Here is a 17,162-nt window from a genome sequence, read left to right on the forward strand (position 1 = left end):
ACGCTACCGACCAAATCGAATCCCATGCTTTCGATCATGACCGCAATCACCGCTTTGTGCGCAGGCACGGAGGCCCAATCGTGAACAATCCCTCGCGCAAGTTTTCGCCGCGCGCCGCGCGGGCCCTCGCATGGCCTCTGTTTGCCGCCGCTCTCGGCGCGGCCGCATTGGTGAGCGCCGGCAGCGCGCACGCCGAGCCGCAAGGTTTCCTCGAAACCGTCAAGCACCACACCACGCTGATCAACACCGTGCCGGGCAACGGCGACCAGAATCCGTACGCGGTGGTGGTCGCGCCGGTCACGGCGGGCATCGTCAAGCAAGGCGACGTGCTGGTCGGCAACTTCAATAACTCGACCAATCTGCAGGGCACCGGCAGCACGATCATCAACTATCACCCGGACACCAAAGAGATGACGCTGTTCGCGACGGTGCCGCGCGATCTGAAGGAATGCCCGGGCGGCATCGGCCTGTCGACCGCGATGACCATGCTCAAGTCCGGCTACGTGATTGTCGGCAGCACGCCGAGCAACGACGGCACCACCGGCACCAAGGGCGCCGGCTGCCTGATCGTGATCGATCCGCAAGGTAAGGTTGCCTCGACCATCAGCAGCCCGAACATCAACGATCCGTGGGGCAACATGGCGGTCGTCGACAACGGCAGCAGCGCGACGCTGTTCGTCAGCATGGCCGGCTTCGGCGTGGGCGGCGCGGACGGCACTCCGCCGGTGTTCAAGCAGGCCACCGTGCTGCGTCTGGACCTCGACGTGCCGGCCGGCAAGCCGCCGGTCGTGAAGAAGGAAACGGTGGTGGGCAGCGGCTTCGGCGCACAGGCCGACAAGGGCGTGTTCCTCGTCGGCCCGACCGGCCTCGCGCTCTCGGCCGATCAGAAACTGCTGTACGTGTCCGACGCGATCGGCAACCGCATCACAGAAATCGACGAACCGATGACGCGCGACACGAGCGCGGGCGTCGGCCGTCAACTGACCGCCGACGGCCTGCTGCACCGGCCGCTCGCGATGGTGACCGCGCCCAACGGCCACCTGCTCGTCACCAACGCGCTGAACGGCCAGATCGTCGAAATCGATCCGGCCAGCGGCAAGCAGATTTACGCGCGCTGGATCGACACCGACAAGGCGCAATCGCCGCCGGGCAACGGCGATCTGTTCGGCCTCGCGATGACACCTGAAGGCGACGGTTTCTACTACGTGCAGGACGACGTGAACACGCTGGTGCTCGCGAAATAAATTGAATGTTTCCAAGCCGAATGAAGGTGAAGTAACCATGGCAAACGATCACCCCCCGCGGCCTTCACGGCGCGGGTTTCTCAAGGCGGGCGGCGCCGCGGTCGCCGCCGGCGCGAGCCTCGGCGCGGGTCTGGCGACGCCGCAGAACGCGCTCGGCAAGACGCAGCCGCACGCCGCCGCCGATCCGCAACTGGCCGTCGAGCCGTTCTACGGCGTGCATCAAAGCGGCATCGTCACGCCGCAGCAAAGTCACACCTACGTCGCCGCGCTCGATCTCACCACCGAGAAGCGCGAGGACGTGATCGCCCTGCTGCGCGCCTGGACCGACGCGGCCGCGCGACTCACGCAAGGCGGCACGGCGGCGCCGCTGCCCACCGGCGACGCGGACCAGAATAAAGCCGCACCCGATTCCGGCGACGTCCTCGGTCTCGGCCCCAACGGACTGACGATCACGTTCGGCTTCGGCCCCGGTCTCTTCACGCATGAAGGCAAGGATCGCTACGGACTCGCCGCGCGCCGCCCCGCCGCGCTCGTCGATCTGCCGCGCTTTAACGGCGACCAGTTGATCAAGGAAAAGACCGGCGGCGACCTGTACATCCAGGCCTGCGCGAACGACGCGCAAGTGGCGTTTCACGCCGTGCGCCAATTGTCGCGCATGGCGTACGGGACGGCGGCGATGCGCTGGGGCCAGGCCGGTTTCCTGTCGGGTCCGCGCGGTCAGACGCCGCGCAATCTGATGGGCTTCAAGGACGGCACCAACAATCCGTCCACTGCGAGGCCGCCGTTGATGAACCAGTTCGTGTGGGCCGGCGCCAGCGCCGACGCGCCGTGGATGGAAGGCGGCACCTACACCGTCGTGCGGCGCATCCGCATCACGCTGGAGCACTGGGACAACACCGAACTGGACTTCCAGGAACAGGTGTTCGGACGCCACAAATACAGCGGCGCGCCGATCGGCAAGAAGAACGAGTTCGACGCCGTCGACCTGAAGGAAGAGGACAAGGACGGCAATCCGGTGATTCCGGAGAACTCGCACGTGCGTCTGTCGAATCAGGCGAGCAATAACGGCGCGCAGATTTTGCGGCGTTCGTACTCGTACAACGACGGCACGAACTTCTACATCGAGCGCTGGCCGCCATGGCGCCAGGAAACGGAGTACGACGCGGGCCTCATCTTCATCGCGCATCAGAGCGATCCGCGTACCGGCTTCATTCCGATCAACGACAGGCTCGCGAAGTTCGACATGATGAACCAGTTCACGACGCACGTCGGCAGCGCGATTTTCGCCGTGCCGCCGGGCGCGAAGCCGGGTTCGTATATCGGCGCGGGATTGTTCGAGACGTAACGCAGACGCAGTCAACAACACAGATCAACTACAACATCACAACGGACTTCTGGATCATGGCTTACAACTCGTTTGGCACGCGCCTGCGTGCCGTGGCCACTACGCTTGGCAGCGCGGTCGCGCTCACGCTGGCCGCTTTCGCGACGGTGCCGTCGGCGGCCGAGGCCGCGTCGATCACGCTGTATAACGCGCAGCACGAGCAGGTCGTCAATGTGCTCGCCAAGGACTTCGAAAAGCAATCGGGCATCTCGGTGAAGATCCGCAACGGCGAAGGCCCGGCGATGGCCGCGCAGATCGTTGCCGAAGGCGCCGCCACGCCCGCCGACGTGTACTTCACTGAAAACTCGCCGGAGCTGATGCTGCTCGAAGAGAAAGGCTTGCTCAACAAGGTGGACGCCTCGACGCTCGCCACCGTGCCGGCGCGCTTCAACTCGCCGACCGGCGCATGGGTCGCGGTGACCGCGCGTGAAAACGTGCTCGCCTACAACACCGGCAAGGTCCAGGCATCGCAACTGCCGCAATCGCTGTTCGATCTCGCCAAGCCGGAATGGAAAGGCAAGATCGGCATCGCCCCGAGCGACAGCGATTTCCTGCCGCTCGTGAGCGCGGTGCTCGCGCTGAAGGGCGAAGCGCAAACGGTGCAATGGCTCAAAGGCCTGAAAGCCAACGCGCAGATTTTCGACGACGACGAAGGCGTGGTCGCCGCCGTGAACCGCGGCGGTGTCGCGACCGGCCTGGTCAACAACTACTACTGGGCGCGTCTGCATGCCGAACTCGGCGACGGCAAAACCCGCAGCGCGATCTATCACTTCGGCAACGGCGACGCCGGCGCGGCCGTGAACGTGTCGGGCGCCGCGGTGCTGAAGTCCGCGCACAACACGGACGGTGCGCAGAAGTTTCTCGCGTACCTGGTCAGCGACCGCGCGCAGGAATTGATGGCCAAGAGCCACGTGATGTTCGAGTATCCGCTGCACGCCGGCGTCGCACCGGACCCGATCCTCAAGCCGTTCGCCGAACTGAGCCCGCCTTCGCTGACGATCCAGCAACTCGGCGACGATAGCCAGGCCGGCAAGCTGCTGCGCCAGGCAGGCCTGCTGTAATGAGCGAAGCATTGTCAGCCGGGCCACCGGCTGTCTCCACTGTCCCGGCGCGCGCCCGTTCGCGCGCGCCTCGCGGGCTGTTCGCGGCAGCGGCACTCAGCGCTTTGCTGGTGTTGCTGCCGATTGCGTTTACGTTCTGGCGCGCCGCAAGCTTCGGCGTCGGCGAAGCGGTCGACCTGATCTTCCGGCCGCTGGTCGGCGAACTGCTGATCAACACGTTGATGATTACCGTCTCGACCACGCTGGTGTCGGCCGTGATCGGCACGGCGGCTGCGTGGTTCGTCGAACGCACGCATTTGCCGGGGCGCCGCGCGTGGGCCGTGTTGAGCGCCGCGCCGCTCGCCATGCCCGCGTTCATTTCGAGCTATGCGTGGGTGTCGTTGAGTCAGGATCTGCAGGACTTCACGGGCGCGTTGCTGGTGCTGACCTGCGCGTATTTTCCGCTCGTCTATCTGCCGGTCGCCGCCGCGTTGCGCGGCATGGATCCGGCACTCGAAGAAAGCGCACGCGCACTGGGTTGCAACCGTTGGACCACGTTCATTCGCGTGGTGCTGCCGCAACTGCGCCCCGCGTTGCTTGGCGGCATGCTGCTGGTCGCGCTCGGTGTGCTGTCCGAGTTCGGCGCATTTACGCTGCTGCGTTTTCGTACGTTCACCACGCAGATCTACGCGGAATTCCGCACCAGTTTCGATGGCGGCGGCGCTTCGCTGCTCGCTTGCCTGCTGATCGTGATCTGCCTGATCGTGCTGGCATTCGAGTTTCGCGTGCGCGGCGCGGCGCGTTATGAACGCGTCGATCGCGGCACACGTCGCGCGGTCTTGCGTTACGAGCTCGGCGTATGGCGCTGGATCGTCGTCGCCGGCTTTGTATTGTTGTCGATCACCACGCTCGGCGTGCCGCTCGGCATGATCGGCTACTGGCTCACGCAACCGGGCGCGGCAGCGGTCACACCGGCTGATGTGTCGCCCGAACTGCTGTTCAATGCGACGATTTCGTCGCTTGGTTTCGGGCTTGCCGCGGCGTTGCTGACCACCTTGCTCGTGGTGCCGCTCGCGTTCCTGCTAGTGCGCTATCCGACCCGTTTCGCGACCTTGTTCGAACGCACGGTGTTTCTCGCGCAAGGCGTGCCGGGTCTCGTGATCGCGCTGGCGATCGTGTCGCTCGCGGTCCATGCGCTGCAACCGCTCTATCAGAGTGCGACGCTGCTGGTGATCGCCTACTCCATGCTGTTCATGCCGCTTGCGCTCGTCAGTGTGCGCGCCGCCTTCATGCAGGCGCAGCCGCGCCTCGAAGAGACCGCGCGCGCACTCGGCCTGAACTGGTCGCAGACGCTGTTGCGCGTGGTGTTGCCGCTCGCCGGACCGGGACTCGGCGCCGCCGCGGCGATGGTGTTCATCTCGGTCGTCACCGAACTGAACGCGACGCTGCTGCTCTCCCCGCTCGACACGCAAACGCTCGCCACCCAGGTCTGGGCCGACACCTCGACGATGGCGTTCGCCGCAGCGGCGCCCTACGCGGCGTTGCTCACCGGCATCTCGCTGTTCGCCTCCGGCCTCCTGTTCGCATTGCTCGGCAAATCGGCGCTACTCGGCGAACGCAGCTGACGCGCCGCGCTTTTATCATCGGATTTTCATGAGCGAACTTCGTATCCGCGGGCTGCAAAAATCATTCGACGGCACGCCTGTGCTGCACGGCATCGATCTGTCCGTCGAGCGCGGCACGCTGCTGGCGCTGCTCGGTCCGTCAGGCAGCGGCAAGACCACCTTGCTGCGCTTGCTGTGCGGTTTCGAACGCGCCGACGGCGGCAGTGTGGAAATCGACGGCCGCCGCGTGGCCGGCGACGGCCTGCATGTGCCCTCCGAACAGCGCCGCATCGGCTATGTGCCGCAGGAAGGCGCGCTCTTTCCGCATCTGTCGGTGGCGGACAACATCGTGTTCGGCTTGCCGCGCGCGCAGCGACGTGCGCGGCATCGCGTGGCGGAGTTGCTGGAGCTGGTCGGCTTGCCGGCCAACTTCGGCGAACGCGCGCCGCAGCAGTTGTCAGGCGGTCAGCAGCAGCGCGTCGCGCTGGCGCGCGCGCTCGCGCCGTCGCCGACGCTGGTGATGCTCGACGAACCCTTCTCGTCGCTCGACGCCGCCTTGCGGCTCGAAACCCGGCAAGCCGTGGCCAGCGCGTTGGCCGCGGCCGGCGCGACCGCCCTACTGGTCACGCACGATCAATCCGAGGCGTTGTCGCTCGGACATGAAGTGGCGGTGTTGTGGAACGGCCAGCTGATCCAGACGGCGACGCCGGAGACGCTCTATCGCCGGCCCGTGACGCGCGAGCTGGCATCGTTCGTCGGCGAGGCGGTGTTGTTGCCGGGCATGGCCACGCGGGATCGCGTGAGCTGCGAACTCGGCGAGTTGTCGTTGTCCGGGCCGATCGGCCAAGGCGCTGTGGACGTGATGGTGCGGCCCGAGCAGATCCGTCTGTTGCGTGCAGAAGAAACGATGCCTAACGGCGCGGCAGCGTATGACGCTGTCGTCACGGAAGTGATCTTTCAAGGGCAGGACGCGGGCGTTGCGCTGCAATTGCGTTCCGACACGCGGACGATGGTGCGTGCGCGGGTGCCGGGCTATCTTTGCCCGCGGCCGGGCGAGCACGTGCGGCTCGCGGTGGATGGCGAAGTGATGGCTTATGCGCGTGCTTGAACGCAGCGTTTGAACATTAAAGGTGCGAAGACGAACTCAAACGCCGCCTTCGGCAACTCGACCCGCACAATCGCTTCTTCCCATCGCTAAGCCGGCGCCCCACGCGCCTGAGGCCGCTGCGACAGATCCTGCATCATCTGCGCGGCCAGATAATCGCAGGTCGGACGGTCCGATTTGGCGCTGCGCGCCACCACGATTTCCAGCGGCGCGATCTTCGGCAAACCCTGTGCTTCACCGAGAATCGCAAGCCGCGGCGGCACGCTGCAACGCGTGAGCGCAATCACCGACAACCCGGCATCCACGGTCGCCACCAGTCCCATCAGGCTCGCGCTGCTGAACGCGGCGCGATAGCGAATCCGCGCGCCATCGAGCGCGGCCAGCGTATGCTGGCGCGCCACGCAGCCCGGCTCATAGAGGCCCACCGGTAGCGGCGACGCCGCCAGCACCGGCGTATCCACCGACGCCCCCACCCACACCATCGGCTCGCTGCGCACGAATTCGCCGCGCAGCTTGCGGTCGCGCGTGACGAAGGCGAGATCGATCTTGTTGTCGGCGAGCATTGGCGCGAGCGACGTGCTCTGCGCGCAGACGATTTCGATTTCCACGTGCGGATACAGATTCGAAAAGCGCCGCAACACGGGCGACAGCAGCGACGACACATAGTCGTCCGGCGCGCCGAGCACCACTCTACCTGTCACCTCTGGCCGAACGATCGCCGACCACGCCTCCTCATGCAAGGCCAGCACACGCCGCGCGTATTCGAGCAGCGTATTGCCCGGCCGCGTGAGCGACAGATTGCGTGTGTTGCGGGCGAACAGCGTGGTGCCGAGCATGGTTTCGAGCCGCTTGATCTGCATGCTGACCGCCGCCTGCGAACGATGCACGGTCGTGGCCGCCTTCGTGAAGCTGCCCGTTTCCACCACCGCGACGAAAGTGCGCAGCAGATCGACGTCGAATTCGGGGTGCATGATTTATCAATCCCGCTAATGGAATTGCTCAATTTAATTCGTTTGTCGGTGCCGTGCAAGCCGCGCAATACTGTGAACATCACCTCATCACATCAATTCGCGGAGCCGTTGCGCATGTCCCTCACCCAACGTCAACAAGGCGCCATCACGCTGGCCAGCGGCGGGCTTCTGATGGGCACGCTAGGCATCTTCGTCGAGGAAGCGCGGCTCGGCGCGCTGACGCTCGTATTCTTTCGCTGCCTGTTCGGCTTTCTCTCGCTCGCCGCGTATTGCGCGTGGCAAGGCTTCTTCACGCGCGCGCATTTCACGCGGCGCACCGTTACGCTGGCGCTGATCACGGGCGTGCTGATGGTCACGCAGTGGGTCGGTTTCTTCGATGCGATTCATCGCACCAGCATCGCGGTTGCAACCGTGGTGTTCCACGTGCAGCCGTTCTGGGTCGTACTGATCGGCGCGGCGTTGTTCAACGAGCGGCTCGGCGTGGACCGGCTCGGCTGGATTGCGACTGCTTTTGTGGGACTCGTGCTCGCGTCGGGCGTCGCGGCCACGGAGAATCTACAGGGTCATACGAGCTATCTGATCGGCGTCGGCGAAGCGCTGGTGGGGTCGGTGCTGTACGCGAGCGTCACGCTGATCGCCAAAGGGCTCGGCAACTTGCGGCCGCATCTGCTGACGCTCGCGCAGTGCGCGGTCGGTGTGGTGTGCCTGCCGTTTATCGCGCCGCTCACTGCCGTGCATATCGGACCGATGCAGTGGTTCTGGCTGGTCGGCATGGGCGTACTGCATACGGGGCTTTCGTACGTGCTGATTTACGGCGCGTTGCCCAAGCTGAGCACGCCGATCATCGCCGTGCTGCTGTTCGTTTATCCGCTGACGGCCATCGTGGTCGATGCGCTCGTGTATGGTCGGACATTGTCGATGTTGCAACTGGCCGGCATGGTGCTGATCGTGGTGGCGAGTCTGGGGGTGAATCTCGGGTGGCCGTTGCTTTCGGTGCTGCGGCCAGGCGGACGAGTGCGGCGGCAGGTGGATTGAAGCGAGGCGCGCCGCACGCCCAAGTTGCTGCCGGCGCGACCCTCTTCGCTCAAGCTGCCAACCTCACTGCGGCAACACCTCGCCCCTCGTCTCCGGCGCAAACGGAATCACGAACAGCCCGACGATAAACGCGATCGCCGTCAACGCCACCGGCACCCCGAGCGTATGCATATGCAGCACCGCCGCGCCGAGTAGAAAGTTGACGCCCGCGCCGACGAACCGCCCGAACGACGTGCAGAACGCGAAGGCCGTCGCCCGCACGCGGGTTTCGAACTGCTCCGGCAGCCACAAGCTGAACAGCGCGAAATTGCCGCCGAAGAAGCCCAGCACGAAGAGCCACGCGATGAACGGCGCGAGTCCATTCGGCAAATAAAACGCCCAGCCGAAACTGCCGACGATCGCCACCGCCATGCCGAGGAAGTAAATCGCCAGCGTCTTCTTGCGGCCGATGCGCTCAGCGAGCGGCGGCAGCGCGAGACAACCGAGGATCGTCGCGACCGACAACAACCCCGTAGCCAGCGAAGCGGTTTTGATCGCGTCGTTCTTCGCCATGCCGGCCTTGGTCGCCAGCTGAATCACGGCGGACGGCTCGTACACCGCGCCCGCCCACAACCCGATGATGGCGATTGTCAGCAGAATGCACGCGACCCACGTGCGGCGCCGATAAGCCGGCCCCATGATCTCGCGCAACGGTTTGGTGCGCACGGTGCTCGCCTCGGCCTTCTCCCACTTCTCCGACTCCTTCACGCGCAAGAGAATCAGAATCGCGACCACCACCGGCACCGCGCCGGTCAGGAACATGGCGCGCCAGCCGTAATGCACGCCGACCGTGTAGTTCAACGCCGCGGCGAGGAAGAACCCGGCGTAGTAGCCCGTTTGCAGATAACCGGCGCCCATCTTGCGGCGATCCTCCGGCCACGCTTCGGCCACATAAGTCCCGGCCAGCGCCCACTCGCCGCCGATGCCGACGCCCGCAATGAAGCGATAGATACCGAGTTCCCACACGTTGTGCGAGGTCGCCGCCAGTCCCGTGAAAATGGCGAACGTGAAGATCGTGCCGGCCAATACCTTGGTGCGGCCGTAGCGATCGGCGAGCGGCCCCCAGATGAACGACAGCCCCCACCCGACCAGGAACAGCGCGAACAGGATCGAGCCGGCCAGGCCGACGTTCGCCGGCGTCGCCGCATAACCCGAGCGCGGCAGCAGTTCGGTCAGGGCGGGCGTCAGCACGAGCGCGTAGATGAACGAGTCCATCCCGTCGAGCGTCCAGCCTGCCCACGCTCCCCAAAAACCTACGATCTGCGAACGATTGAGCGGCGTGCGGCGCCGCGTGACCGACGTGCGGTCGGTGAGTGAATTCATCATGCTCCTCCGGTCCAACAGTTGGCATACGTGACACGAACGACTAGATAGCGCGTTTGCGATGAACAGCAGTGTCCTTGTACGACCGCTCAGCGGCTTCCGCGCACAGAACGGTGAAGATCTTTCCGGGTTTGCCCGCGTTTAATTGCGGAATTTTTATATATAATATTTGATATCATGAGCGACGCAATAGATGGTTTTCCCCTGGACGCCCCGGCGCGCACCCCGCTTTTACCCGCGGCGGCGCCGCGTGAGAGCACGTCCCGCGTGATCGCGGAGGCGCTGCGTGCGGCGATTGTCGACGGCACGCTGGCACCCGGCGCGCCGCTGCGGCAGGACGCGATCGCGCGGCATTTTTCAGTCAGCGCAATTCCCGTGCGCGAAGCGCTGCGTCAGTTGGAGAGCGAAGGCTGGGCCAAAGCCGCAGTGCATAAGGGCGCAACCGTCGCGCCTTTGTCGGCGGAAGAAGCGCGCGAAATTTACGAGATCCGTTCCGCGCTGGAGAGTCTCGCCATCGGGCTCGCGATTCCCAAGCACACGGCCGCCACGTTGCGCGAATCCGCCAGCCTGTGCCGCGCCGCCGAACTCGAGGCGAACGCATCGCTTTACGTCGCGCGCAATGTGGCGTTTCACATGAGCCTGTACGCGCCCGCTGCCCGTCCGCAGCTCGAGGAGATGATCGGCACGCTGCATCGGCGGGGTGAACGGTATCTGCGTCTGAAGTTCGGCTTGCCGTCGTACAAGGGCGCCTCCGACAATGAACACGCCGCGCTGCTCGACGCCGTGGAACGCCGCGACATTCCCTCCGCACAGAAACTGGTCGTCGCGCATCTGCTGGGCACGGGCGACCTGCTTTATCGTTTCCTCACCGAACGCGCGCAGGCCGAAACCGCGCTTGCGAATCAACCCAAGCCGCGCGGCAGACGCCCGCGCGCCACCACCGGGAGCTGACTAAGCCGATGAACCGACCCGCCGAAGCCGCTGCGTCCGCAGTATCGACACCCACCGCCGCCCGTTCGTGGACCACCCGCCGCGACGAAAAGAACCGCCGCCTCGCCGCCATTGCCCCTTGGCTCAAAGACGGCGTGCTGCCGCCGGAGCGCATCGTCGACGCGCTCGAAACGCTGATTCAGCCGGGCGATCGCGTCGCTCTCGAAGGCGACAACCAGAAGCAGGCCGATTTCCTCTCCCGCTCGTTCGCCAAGGTCGATCCGCAGAAGATTCACGACGTGCATCTGCTGATTTCGAGCATCGGCCGCCCCGAGCATCTGACGCTGTTCGAGCGCGGCATCGCGCATAAGGTCGACTTCTCGTTTGCCGGCCCGCAAAGCCTGCGGGTCGCGCAACTGCTCGAAGACGGCCAGCTGGAAATCGGCGCGATCTATACGTACGTCGAGTTGTACGCACGCATGTTCGTGGATCTGACGCCGCACGTCGCGCTGCTGTGCGCCGAAAAGGCCGACCGTCACGGCAATCTGTACACCGGCGCGAATACCGAAGACACGCCCACCATCGCCGAGGCCGCGGCCTTCCGGCATGGCATCGTGATCGTGCAGGTCAACGAGATCGTCGACGAACTGCCGCGCGTCGACATTCCGGGTTCATGGGTCGACGTGGTCGTGCAGGCGGACCGGCCGTTCGCCGTCGAGCCGCTGTTCACGCGCGATCCGCGCCATATCGGCGACCTGCAGGTGCTGACCGCGATGATGGTGATTCGCGGGATCTACGAGCCCTACGGCGTGAGCTCGCTGAATCACGGCATTGGCTTCGATACGGCCGCGATCGAATTGCTGTTGCCCACGTACGGCGAATCGCTCGGCCTGAAGGGCAAGATCTGCCGCAACTGGACACTCAATCCGCATCCCACGATGATTCCCGCGATCGAATCGGGCTGGGTCGACAGCATCCATTGTTTCGGCAGCGAAGTCGGCATGGAGGCGTATATCGAGGCGCGTCCGGACGTGTTCTTCACCGGCAACGACGGCAGCCTGCGCTCGAACCGCGTGCTGTGCCAGCTGGCCGGGCAATACGGCGTCGATCTGTTCATCGGCTCGACCTTGCAGATCGATGCCGACGCGAATTCATCGACGGTCACGCGCGGGCGTCTCGCCGGGTTCGGCGGTGCGCCGAACATGGGCCACGATCCGCGCGGCCGGCGCCATTCGAGCGAAGCGTGGCTGAAGCTGCTGCGCGATGAGGGTCCTGTATCGCGTGGCCACAAGCTGGTCGTGCAGATGGCCGAGACCTACAAGAAAGGCGGCGAGCCGACCTTCGTCGATAAGCTCGACGCCGTCGCGGTCGGCGCGAAAAGCGGCATGCCGATTGCACCCGTGATGATCTACGGCGACGACGTCAGCCATGTGGTCACCGAAGAAGGCATCGCGCATCTGCACAAGGCCGAAGGCATCGACGAACGGCGCGCGGCGATTGCCGCGGTGGCGGGCGTGACCCCGATCGGGCTACGCGCGAAGCCGGAGAAGACGGCGGAGTTGCGCCGGCGCGGCATCGTCGCGTATCCCGAGGATCTCGGCATCCGGCGTGGCGAGGCCAAGCGCTCGCTGCTGGCGGCACGCAGCATCGACGATCTGGTGACGTGGTCGGGCGGCCTGTACGAACCGCCGGCGCGCTTCAGGAGCTGGTGAGCATGGCGCCCCCTGCTTTGCTCGCGCGAGAAGAAGCGCAGGCGCGCTGCGCTGACGCTGTGCGGCCGCCGCTCGTTGATCCGCGCTTCGAGGTTGTCGGAGGCGGTGGACTTGGCGGCGTCGCTGAGATTGGCGGACTTGTCGAGGCTGGTGAAGCCGCCGGCATGACGAGATGCGTCAATGTCGCTGGCGTCGCCAATGTCGCTGGTGTCGCTGGCGTCGCCAACATTTCCCACGCCACCGCCCGCGCCGCGCAAGCCGCGCCTCCGCTTTCCGACGCGCAACTCGCCCGCTACGCCATCACCGCGCTGATCGACGAAGCCCAGCTCACGCCGAAGCCCGCGCTGGTGGATCGGCGCGGCAGCGGCGCGCATCGCGACCTCGATCTCGACACCATGCTGCGCTCGGCGCACGCGCTCGAGCCGACCTTCGCTGCGCTCGCCCGCGCGGCGCGCCGCCGCGGCGAACCGTCCGCTTTGCTGCGTACCGAACTCGCGCAGATCGGCCGCGCCGGTGAACTCGACATGCTAAACGCCACGAGCGGCAGCAACGCGCATCGCGGCGCGATCTGGATCGTCGGCCTGCTGGTCGCGGGGGCTGCGCTGCCCGCAGGCGCCGTGCGTCCGAACGCAGCGCGGATCAGCACGCGCGCCGCGCAGATCGCCTGCTTCCCGGATCGCTTCGCCGCGCCTTCCGACAGTCACGGCGAACGCGCGCGTCAGCGCTACCAGGTCGGTGGCGCGCGCCGCGAAGCGCAAGACGGCTTTCCGCATGTGATCGACGTAGGCCTGCCCGCGTTGCTCGCGGCGCGTCGGCGAGGCATCGACGAAAACGCTGCGCGCGTCGACGCCCTGCTCTCGATCATGGCCACGCTCGACGACACCTGCCTGCTGCATCGCGCGGGCTTGCCCGGTTTGCATGCCGGACAACACGGCGCGCAACGCGTGCTGGACGCGGGCGGCAGTTCGACGCCCGCGGGCCGCGCCGCGCTCGCCGCGCTCGAACACGACTTGCTGACGCTCAACGCATCGCCCGGCGGCGCAGCCGATCTGCTCGCCGCCACCCTCTTTCTCGACATGCTGGCGCATCACGACGCCGACAGGAGCCTCGACTCATGGAACATCTGACTTTCGACTATCCGGCGAAACGCGCCGTCAAGACCCGCGCGCATGTCGGCGTGGTGGGCTCGGGCGATCTGGAAGTGCTGCTCTCGCCCGCCGATCCGGCTAGCGCGCTGATGGCGCACGTGGTCGTGCGCACCAGCGTCGACGGCTACAGCCACATCTGGAAGAGCGTGTTCGACCGCTTTTTCACGCGCTACGACGGCGCCGCGCAAATCGAAATCAACGACTTCGGCGCGACGCCCGGCGTGGTGGCGTTGCGCCTCGCCGAAGCCGTCGAAGCCGCCGAACAGGGAGACGACGCATGAATACGGTTGCGACCGCTCAACCCGCGCCGATGTTGCGCGAGAGTTTCATCGAAATGCCGGCGCGCGAGCGCGCTCGCTCGCTGCTGGATGCGGGCACTTTCCGCGAACTGCTCGGCCCGTTCGACAAGATCGAATCGCCGTGGCTGCCGTTGCAAGGCGTCGTCTGCCAGGCGGACGACGGCTGCGTGATCGCGCGCGGCACCATAGACAGCGAGCCCGCCGTGGTCGCCGCGATCGAATCCGCGTTCCAGGGCGGCAGCATCGGCGAAGTGTCGGGCAGCAAGATCGCCGCGGCGCTCGAACTGGCCCTGCGCGACTGCGAACGCGGCAAGATCGTGCGACCGGTCGTGCTGTTCGAAACCGGCGGCGTGCGGCTTCAGGAAGCCAATCTCGGCCTCGCGGTGATCGCGGAGATTCAGGCGGCGATTGTCGCGTTGCGGCGGCATGTGCCGGTGGTCGGTGTGATCGCGGGCATGGTCGGCTGTTTTGGCGGCATGTCGCTGGCGGCCGCGTTGTGTTCGTACCTGGTCGTCACGAAGCAAGGTCGGCTCGGCATGAATGGGCCCGAAGTGATCGAACAGGAAGCCGGCATCGACGAACTCGACGCCAGCGACCGCCGCCGCGTGTGGCAGCTGATCGGCGGCGAACAGCGCACGGCGACGGCCCTCGCCGATACATTGGTCGACGACGATGCGGACGCTGTGCGCGCCGCCGTGCGTTCCGCGTTCGAGCAAGGCGTGCCCGCCGCGCATCGCACCGAACAGGTCGACGTGTTCCTCGACCGGCTCGCGCGGATCGATCCCGCCAGCGTTACGCCCGAAAACATGCGTGACGTGTTCAACCATCGAACGCAAAACGAATCGAGCAAGGAGCAAGCATGAGCGACGCACAACTTAGCCGCGGCGCGCGCTGGTTCCAGGCGCTAGCCGGTGAATCAAACACTCGGGCGCCTGTGTTGAGCGGCGACGCGCCGCTCGGCGGCGAGACCGCGCACTTCTTCTCGGTCGTGCCCGATCCCGCCAACCGCTTTCCACGCGCGACCGACAACGTGGTCGGCCTCGAACAGGGCTGGCGGCTCGCGCGCGCCGTGCGCGACGCCATTGCGCGCGACGAAGCGAGCGGCGCGCGCCGCCCGATCGTCGCGATCGTGGACGTGAAAAGCCAGGCGTACGGCCATCGTGAGGAAATGCTCGGCATTCACCTCGCCTGCGCCGCGGCCGTCGATGCCTACGCCGCCGCACGCGACGCGGGCCATCCGGTGATCGCGCTGATCGTCGGACCGGCCATGTCGGGCGCGTTCCTCGCGCACGGCTACCAGGGTAATCGCATCGTCGCGCTCGACGCGCCCGGCACGATGGTTCATGCGATGGGCAAAGAAGCCGCCGCACGCGTCACGCGCCGCACGGTTGAAGCGCTCGATGCGCTCGGCGAAACCATCGTGCCGATGTCGTATTCGATGGCGTCGTTCGCCAAACTCGGCCTGCTCGATCAGTTGATCGAAGGCGTCGATGCCGATGCGCCAGACGCCGCGCAGATCGAGCGCGTGCGCCAGGTGTTGAGCGAGCAGATTCGCAGCGTGCGCGACGATGGCCGCCGCAATCTCGCGCATCGGCTGGAATCCGCGGCGGCGCAGAAGAATCGCGCGGCGTCGATCGAAGTGCGCCGGCGTCTCGCCGAACAATGGGACGCCGTGTGATGCAAGTGTGTGCCGCGCCGCCGTTTGCAATCGACCACGCGTCGTCGTGCGATGCGCGATGGCGGCCGCACGACTTGCTGCGTCTGCAACGCTTGCAAGCGTTCGACAGTGAACCGTCGTGGGTGCGCGAGGCTTTCGGGCGCGCACCGTATGCAGTCGTCCGGCGCGCGCTGGCGGCGGATGGGTTTGTCGCGATCGGCATGCGCGGCGTCGGGCGGTCGGAGCGTTACGGCACGTGGGCATCGTCGGCGGATGTAGTGAGCGCCGTGTCGCCGGAAGCTCTTTTACGCACACCGTTCGCCGGCCGCGATGCATTGCCCGCTTTCACCGCGCTCGCCGCATTGCAAAACGATGCGACCGGCCCGTTGAATGCATTCGTCTGGGGACCGACCGGCAGCGCTGGTTTCGAACTGGCGACTCATGTGCCGACGGTGACAGCATCGAGCGATCTCGATCTGCTTATCCGAACGCAGGAACCCCCCCTCACGCGAAACCTCGCGATTGAATTGCTCGACTATCTGCAAGCGCTCGCGCAACGCGTCGGCGTCCGCGTGGACGCGCAACTCGATACGCCCGCCGGCGGCGTGGCGCTGGCCGAATGGGCAGCGGGCAAACCGCGTGTGCTGGCCCGCCATGCGTGCGGCCCGCAACTGATCGCGGATCCGTGGGGCGCCGCGTCTCACGGCGACGACGCCTGATGCTCGCGCTGCTTTTCCCAGGTCAGGGCGCGCAGACCGATGGGTTCCTGCATCGTCTGCCGGAGCATGATGCGGTGCGCGACACGCTCGATGAAGCGTCGCAGGTGCTCGGCGTCGATGTGCTTACACTGGACACGCCGGACGCCTTGCGCTCGACCGTCGCCGTGCAAATCGGCCTGACGGTTGCAGGCGTGGCGCTTACGCGCGCGCTGGCCGCTGAACGGTTCATGCCGGAGATCAGCGCGGGTCTATCGGTCGGCGCATACTCCGCGGCCGTCAGTTGCGGTGCGATTCATTTTGCAGACGCATTGAAAATGGTACGTCGCCGCGCCGAATTGATGGAAACCGCGTACCCGACCGGCTACGGTCTCGCAGCGATATCGGGCTTGACCGAGTATCAAGTGGAAACACTCGCCGCACGACATGCGGATGAAACACAGCAGCATGTCTATATCGGCAACGTGAACGCGCCGCGCCAGATTGTCATAGCGGGCGCGAATGACGCACTGGACGCCTTCATCGAACGCGCGCTCGCCGCGGGCGCACGCAAGGCCACTCGCCTCGCGGTGAGCGTGCCGTCGCATTGCGAATTGCTCGCGCAAGCCTCGGACGAACTGGTCGCCTACGCGAAGGACGTGCCCTTTCATACGCCGCAAAGCATTTATGTCGGCAATCGCGGCGGCCGTCCGTTGTATACGGCGGACGCGATCCGCAATGACCTTGCCACCAATATCCGCTACACGGTACGCTGGTTCGACGCACTCACGGTGATGCATGAAATGGGCGCGCACGTGCTGATCGAAGCGCCGCCGGGCCAGGTCTTGACCGACATTGCGCGCGAATACTTGCCGGAGACCGCCGCGCTCGCCGCCAGCACTTTCCCGTTCGATCGACTCGTGGCCACCGCGCGGCGGCGTCTCGACGCGCATTGAATGATGTGCGGCATGTTCGT

Annotated in this window: 16 protein-coding genes; 14 read left to right on the top strand and 2 right to left on the bottom strand. The window is 65.9% G+C overall.

The features are described 5' to 3' along the window. Positions 1-80: 80 nt before the first annotated feature. The 5 genes from B0G75_RS25040 to B0G75_RS25060 are packed head-to-tail and all read left to right on the top strand — an operon-like array spanning position 81 to position 6,380. Positions 81-1,244, top strand: coding sequence for a hypothetical protein (locus B0G75_RS25040; RefSeq protein WP_106311944.1), 1,164 nt, complete (start codon positions 81-83; stop codon positions 1,242-1,244). 37 nt (positions 1,245-1,281) lie between these two features. Further along, entirely contained in the window at positions 1,282-2,589 is a 1,308-nt protein-coding gene (gene efeB / locus B0G75_RS25045) for an iron uptake transporter deferrochelatase/peroxidase subunit (RefSeq protein ID WP_106311844.1), read from the top strand. Between the two features lie 56 nt (positions 2,590-2,645). Continuing rightward, positions 2,646-3,689, top strand: a complete 1,044-nt coding sequence (locus B0G75_RS25050; protein WP_106311847.1) for an iron ABC transporter substrate-binding protein — start codon at positions 2,646-2,648, stop codon at positions 3,687-3,689. Further along, positions 3,689-5,293, top strand: coding sequence for an iron ABC transporter permease (locus B0G75_RS25055; protein WP_106311849.1), 1,605 nt, complete (start codon positions 3,689-3,691; stop codon positions 5,291-5,293). Before B0G75_RS25050 ends, B0G75_RS25055 begins: the two co-directional genes overlap by 1 nt. Positions 5,294-5,321: 28 nt before the next feature. After that, positions 5,322-6,380 (top strand): ABC transporter ATP-binding protein, encoded by a 1,059-nt coding sequence (locus B0G75_RS25060; protein ID WP_106311851.1) that lies wholly within the window; start codon positions 5,322-5,324, stop codon positions 6,378-6,380. 86 nt (positions 6,381-6,466) lie between these two features. On the opposite strand, the gene B0G75_RS25065 is transcribed toward B0G75_RS25060, so the two are convergent. Further along, a complete protein-coding gene (locus tag B0G75_RS25065; protein ID WP_106311853.1) occupies positions 6,467-7,348 on the bottom strand; it encodes a LysR family transcriptional regulator in 882 nt (293 codons plus the stop codon). Between the two features lie 114 nt (positions 7,349-7,462). Here B0G75_RS25065 and B0G75_RS25070 point away from each other — a divergent pair, with 114 nt between their 5' ends. After that, positions 7,463-8,383 carry a DMT family transporter gene (locus B0G75_RS25070; RefSeq protein WP_106311947.1) on the top strand — a complete coding sequence of 307 codons (921 nt, stop codon included), beginning with the start codon at positions 7,463-7,465 and terminating at the stop codon, positions 8,381-8,383. Between the two features lie 63 nt (positions 8,384-8,446). On the opposite strand, the gene B0G75_RS25075 is transcribed toward B0G75_RS25070, so the two are convergent. Further along, entirely contained in the window at positions 8,447-9,745 is a 1,299-nt protein-coding gene (locus tag B0G75_RS25075; RefSeq protein WP_181309338.1) for an MFS transporter, read from the bottom strand. 177 nt (positions 9,746-9,922) lie between these two features. Between B0G75_RS25075 and B0G75_RS25080 the strand changes: the two genes are divergently transcribed. The 8 genes from B0G75_RS25080 to mdcH are packed head-to-tail and all read left to right on the top strand — an operon-like array spanning position 9,923 to position 17,142. Further along, complete coding sequence (locus tag B0G75_RS25080) at positions 9,923-10,696, top strand: GntR family transcriptional regulator (protein WP_106311858.1); 774 nt, start codon at positions 9,923-9,925, stop codon at positions 10,694-10,696. Between the two features lie 8 nt (positions 10,697-10,704). Further along, positions 10,705-12,387 carry a malonate decarboxylase subunit alpha gene (gene mdcA / locus B0G75_RS25085; protein WP_106311860.1) on the top strand — a complete coding sequence of 561 codons (1,683 nt, stop codon included), beginning with the start codon at positions 10,705-10,707 and terminating at the stop codon, positions 12,385-12,387. Positions 12,388-12,389: 2 nt separating this feature from the next. Then, positions 12,390-13,514, top strand: coding sequence for a triphosphoribosyl-dephospho-CoA synthase (locus tag B0G75_RS25090; RefSeq protein WP_106311863.1), 1,125 nt, complete (start codon positions 12,390-12,392; stop codon positions 13,512-13,514). Continuing rightward, a complete protein-coding gene (locus B0G75_RS25095) occupies positions 13,502-13,816 on the top strand; it encodes a malonate decarboxylase subunit delta (protein WP_106311866.1) in 315 nt (104 codons plus the stop codon). Before B0G75_RS25090 ends, B0G75_RS25095 begins: the two co-directional genes overlap by 13 nt. Next, positions 13,813-14,697, top strand: coding sequence for a biotin-independent malonate decarboxylase subunit beta (locus tag B0G75_RS25100; RefSeq protein WP_106311869.1), 885 nt, complete (start codon positions 13,813-13,815; stop codon positions 14,695-14,697). The genes B0G75_RS25095 and B0G75_RS25100 overlap by 4 nt, the downstream gene beginning before the upstream one ends. Next, positions 14,694-15,512, top strand: a complete 819-nt coding sequence (mdcE, locus tag B0G75_RS25105) for a biotin-independent malonate decarboxylase subunit gamma (protein WP_106311872.1) — start codon at positions 14,694-14,696, stop codon at positions 15,510-15,512. The genes B0G75_RS25100 and mdcE overlap by 4 nt, the downstream gene beginning before the upstream one ends. Further along, positions 15,512-16,210, top strand: coding sequence for a malonate decarboxylase holo-ACP synthase (locus B0G75_RS25110; RefSeq protein WP_106311950.1), 699 nt, complete (start codon positions 15,512-15,514; stop codon positions 16,208-16,210). Before mdcE ends, B0G75_RS25110 begins: the two co-directional genes overlap by 1 nt. Continuing rightward, entirely contained in the window at positions 16,210-17,142 is a 933-nt protein-coding gene (gene mdcH / locus B0G75_RS25115) for a malonate decarboxylase subunit epsilon (protein ID WP_106311875.1), read from the top strand. The genes B0G75_RS25110 and mdcH overlap by 1 nt, the downstream gene beginning before the upstream one ends. Positions 17,143-17,162: the final 20 nt, after the last annotated feature.

This window comes from Paraburkholderia sp. BL18I3N2, from assembly GCF_003001875.1.
Classification (GTDB): Bacteria; Pseudomonadota; Gammaproteobacteria; order Burkholderiales; family Burkholderiaceae; genus Paraburkholderia; species Paraburkholderia phytofirmans.

Excerpts from the sequence above, each read along its gene's own strand:
- efeB (WP_106311844.1), top strand. The coding sequence starts at position 1,282 with ATGGCAAACGATCACCCCCCGCGGCCTTCACGGCGCGGGTTTCTCAAG.
- B0G75_RS25050 (WP_106311847.1), top strand. The coding sequence starts at position 2,646 with ATGGCTTACAACTCGTTTGGCACGCGCCTGCGTGCCGTGGCCACTACG.
- B0G75_RS25055 (WP_106311849.1), top strand. The coding sequence starts at position 3,689 with ATGAGCGAAGCATTGTCAGCCGGGCCACCGGCTGTCTCCACTGTCCCG.
- B0G75_RS25060 (WP_106311851.1), top strand. The coding sequence starts at position 5,322 with ATGAGCGAACTTCGTATCCGCGGGCTGCAAAAATCATTCGACGGCACG.
- B0G75_RS25065 (WP_106311853.1), bottom strand. The coding sequence starts at position 7,348 with ATGCACCCCGAATTCGACGTCGATCTGCTGCGCACTTTCGTCGCGGTG.
- B0G75_RS25070 (WP_106311947.1), top strand. The coding sequence starts at position 7,463 with ATGTCCCTCACCCAACGTCAACAAGGCGCCATCACGCTGGCCAGCGGC.
- B0G75_RS25075 (WP_181309338.1), bottom strand. The coding sequence starts at position 9,745 with ATGAATTCACTCACCGACCGCACGTCGGTCACGCGGCGCCGCACGCCG.
- B0G75_RS25080 (WP_106311858.1), top strand. The coding sequence starts at position 9,923 with ATGAGCGACGCAATAGATGGTTTTCCCCTGGACGCCCCGGCGCGCACC.
- mdcA (WP_106311860.1), top strand. The coding sequence starts at position 10,705 with ATGAACCGACCCGCCGAAGCCGCTGCGTCCGCAGTATCGACACCCACC.
- B0G75_RS25090 (WP_106311863.1), top strand. The coding sequence starts at position 12,390 with ATGGCGCCCCCTGCTTTGCTCGCGCGAGAAGAAGCGCAGGCGCGCTGC.
- B0G75_RS25095 (WP_106311866.1), top strand. The coding sequence starts at position 13,502 with ATGGAACATCTGACTTTCGACTATCCGGCGAAACGCGCCGTCAAGACC.
- B0G75_RS25100 (WP_106311869.1), top strand. The coding sequence starts at position 13,813 with ATGAATACGGTTGCGACCGCTCAACCCGCGCCGATGTTGCGCGAGAGT.
- mdcE (WP_106311872.1), top strand. The coding sequence starts at position 14,694 with ATGAGCGACGCACAACTTAGCCGCGGCGCGCGCTGGTTCCAGGCGCTA.
- B0G75_RS25110 (WP_106311950.1), top strand. The coding sequence starts at position 15,512 with ATGCAAGTGTGTGCCGCGCCGCCGTTTGCAATCGACCACGCGTCGTCG.
- mdcH (WP_106311875.1), top strand. The coding sequence starts at position 16,210 with ATGCTCGCGCTGCTTTTCCCAGGTCAGGGCGCGCAGACCGATGGGTTC.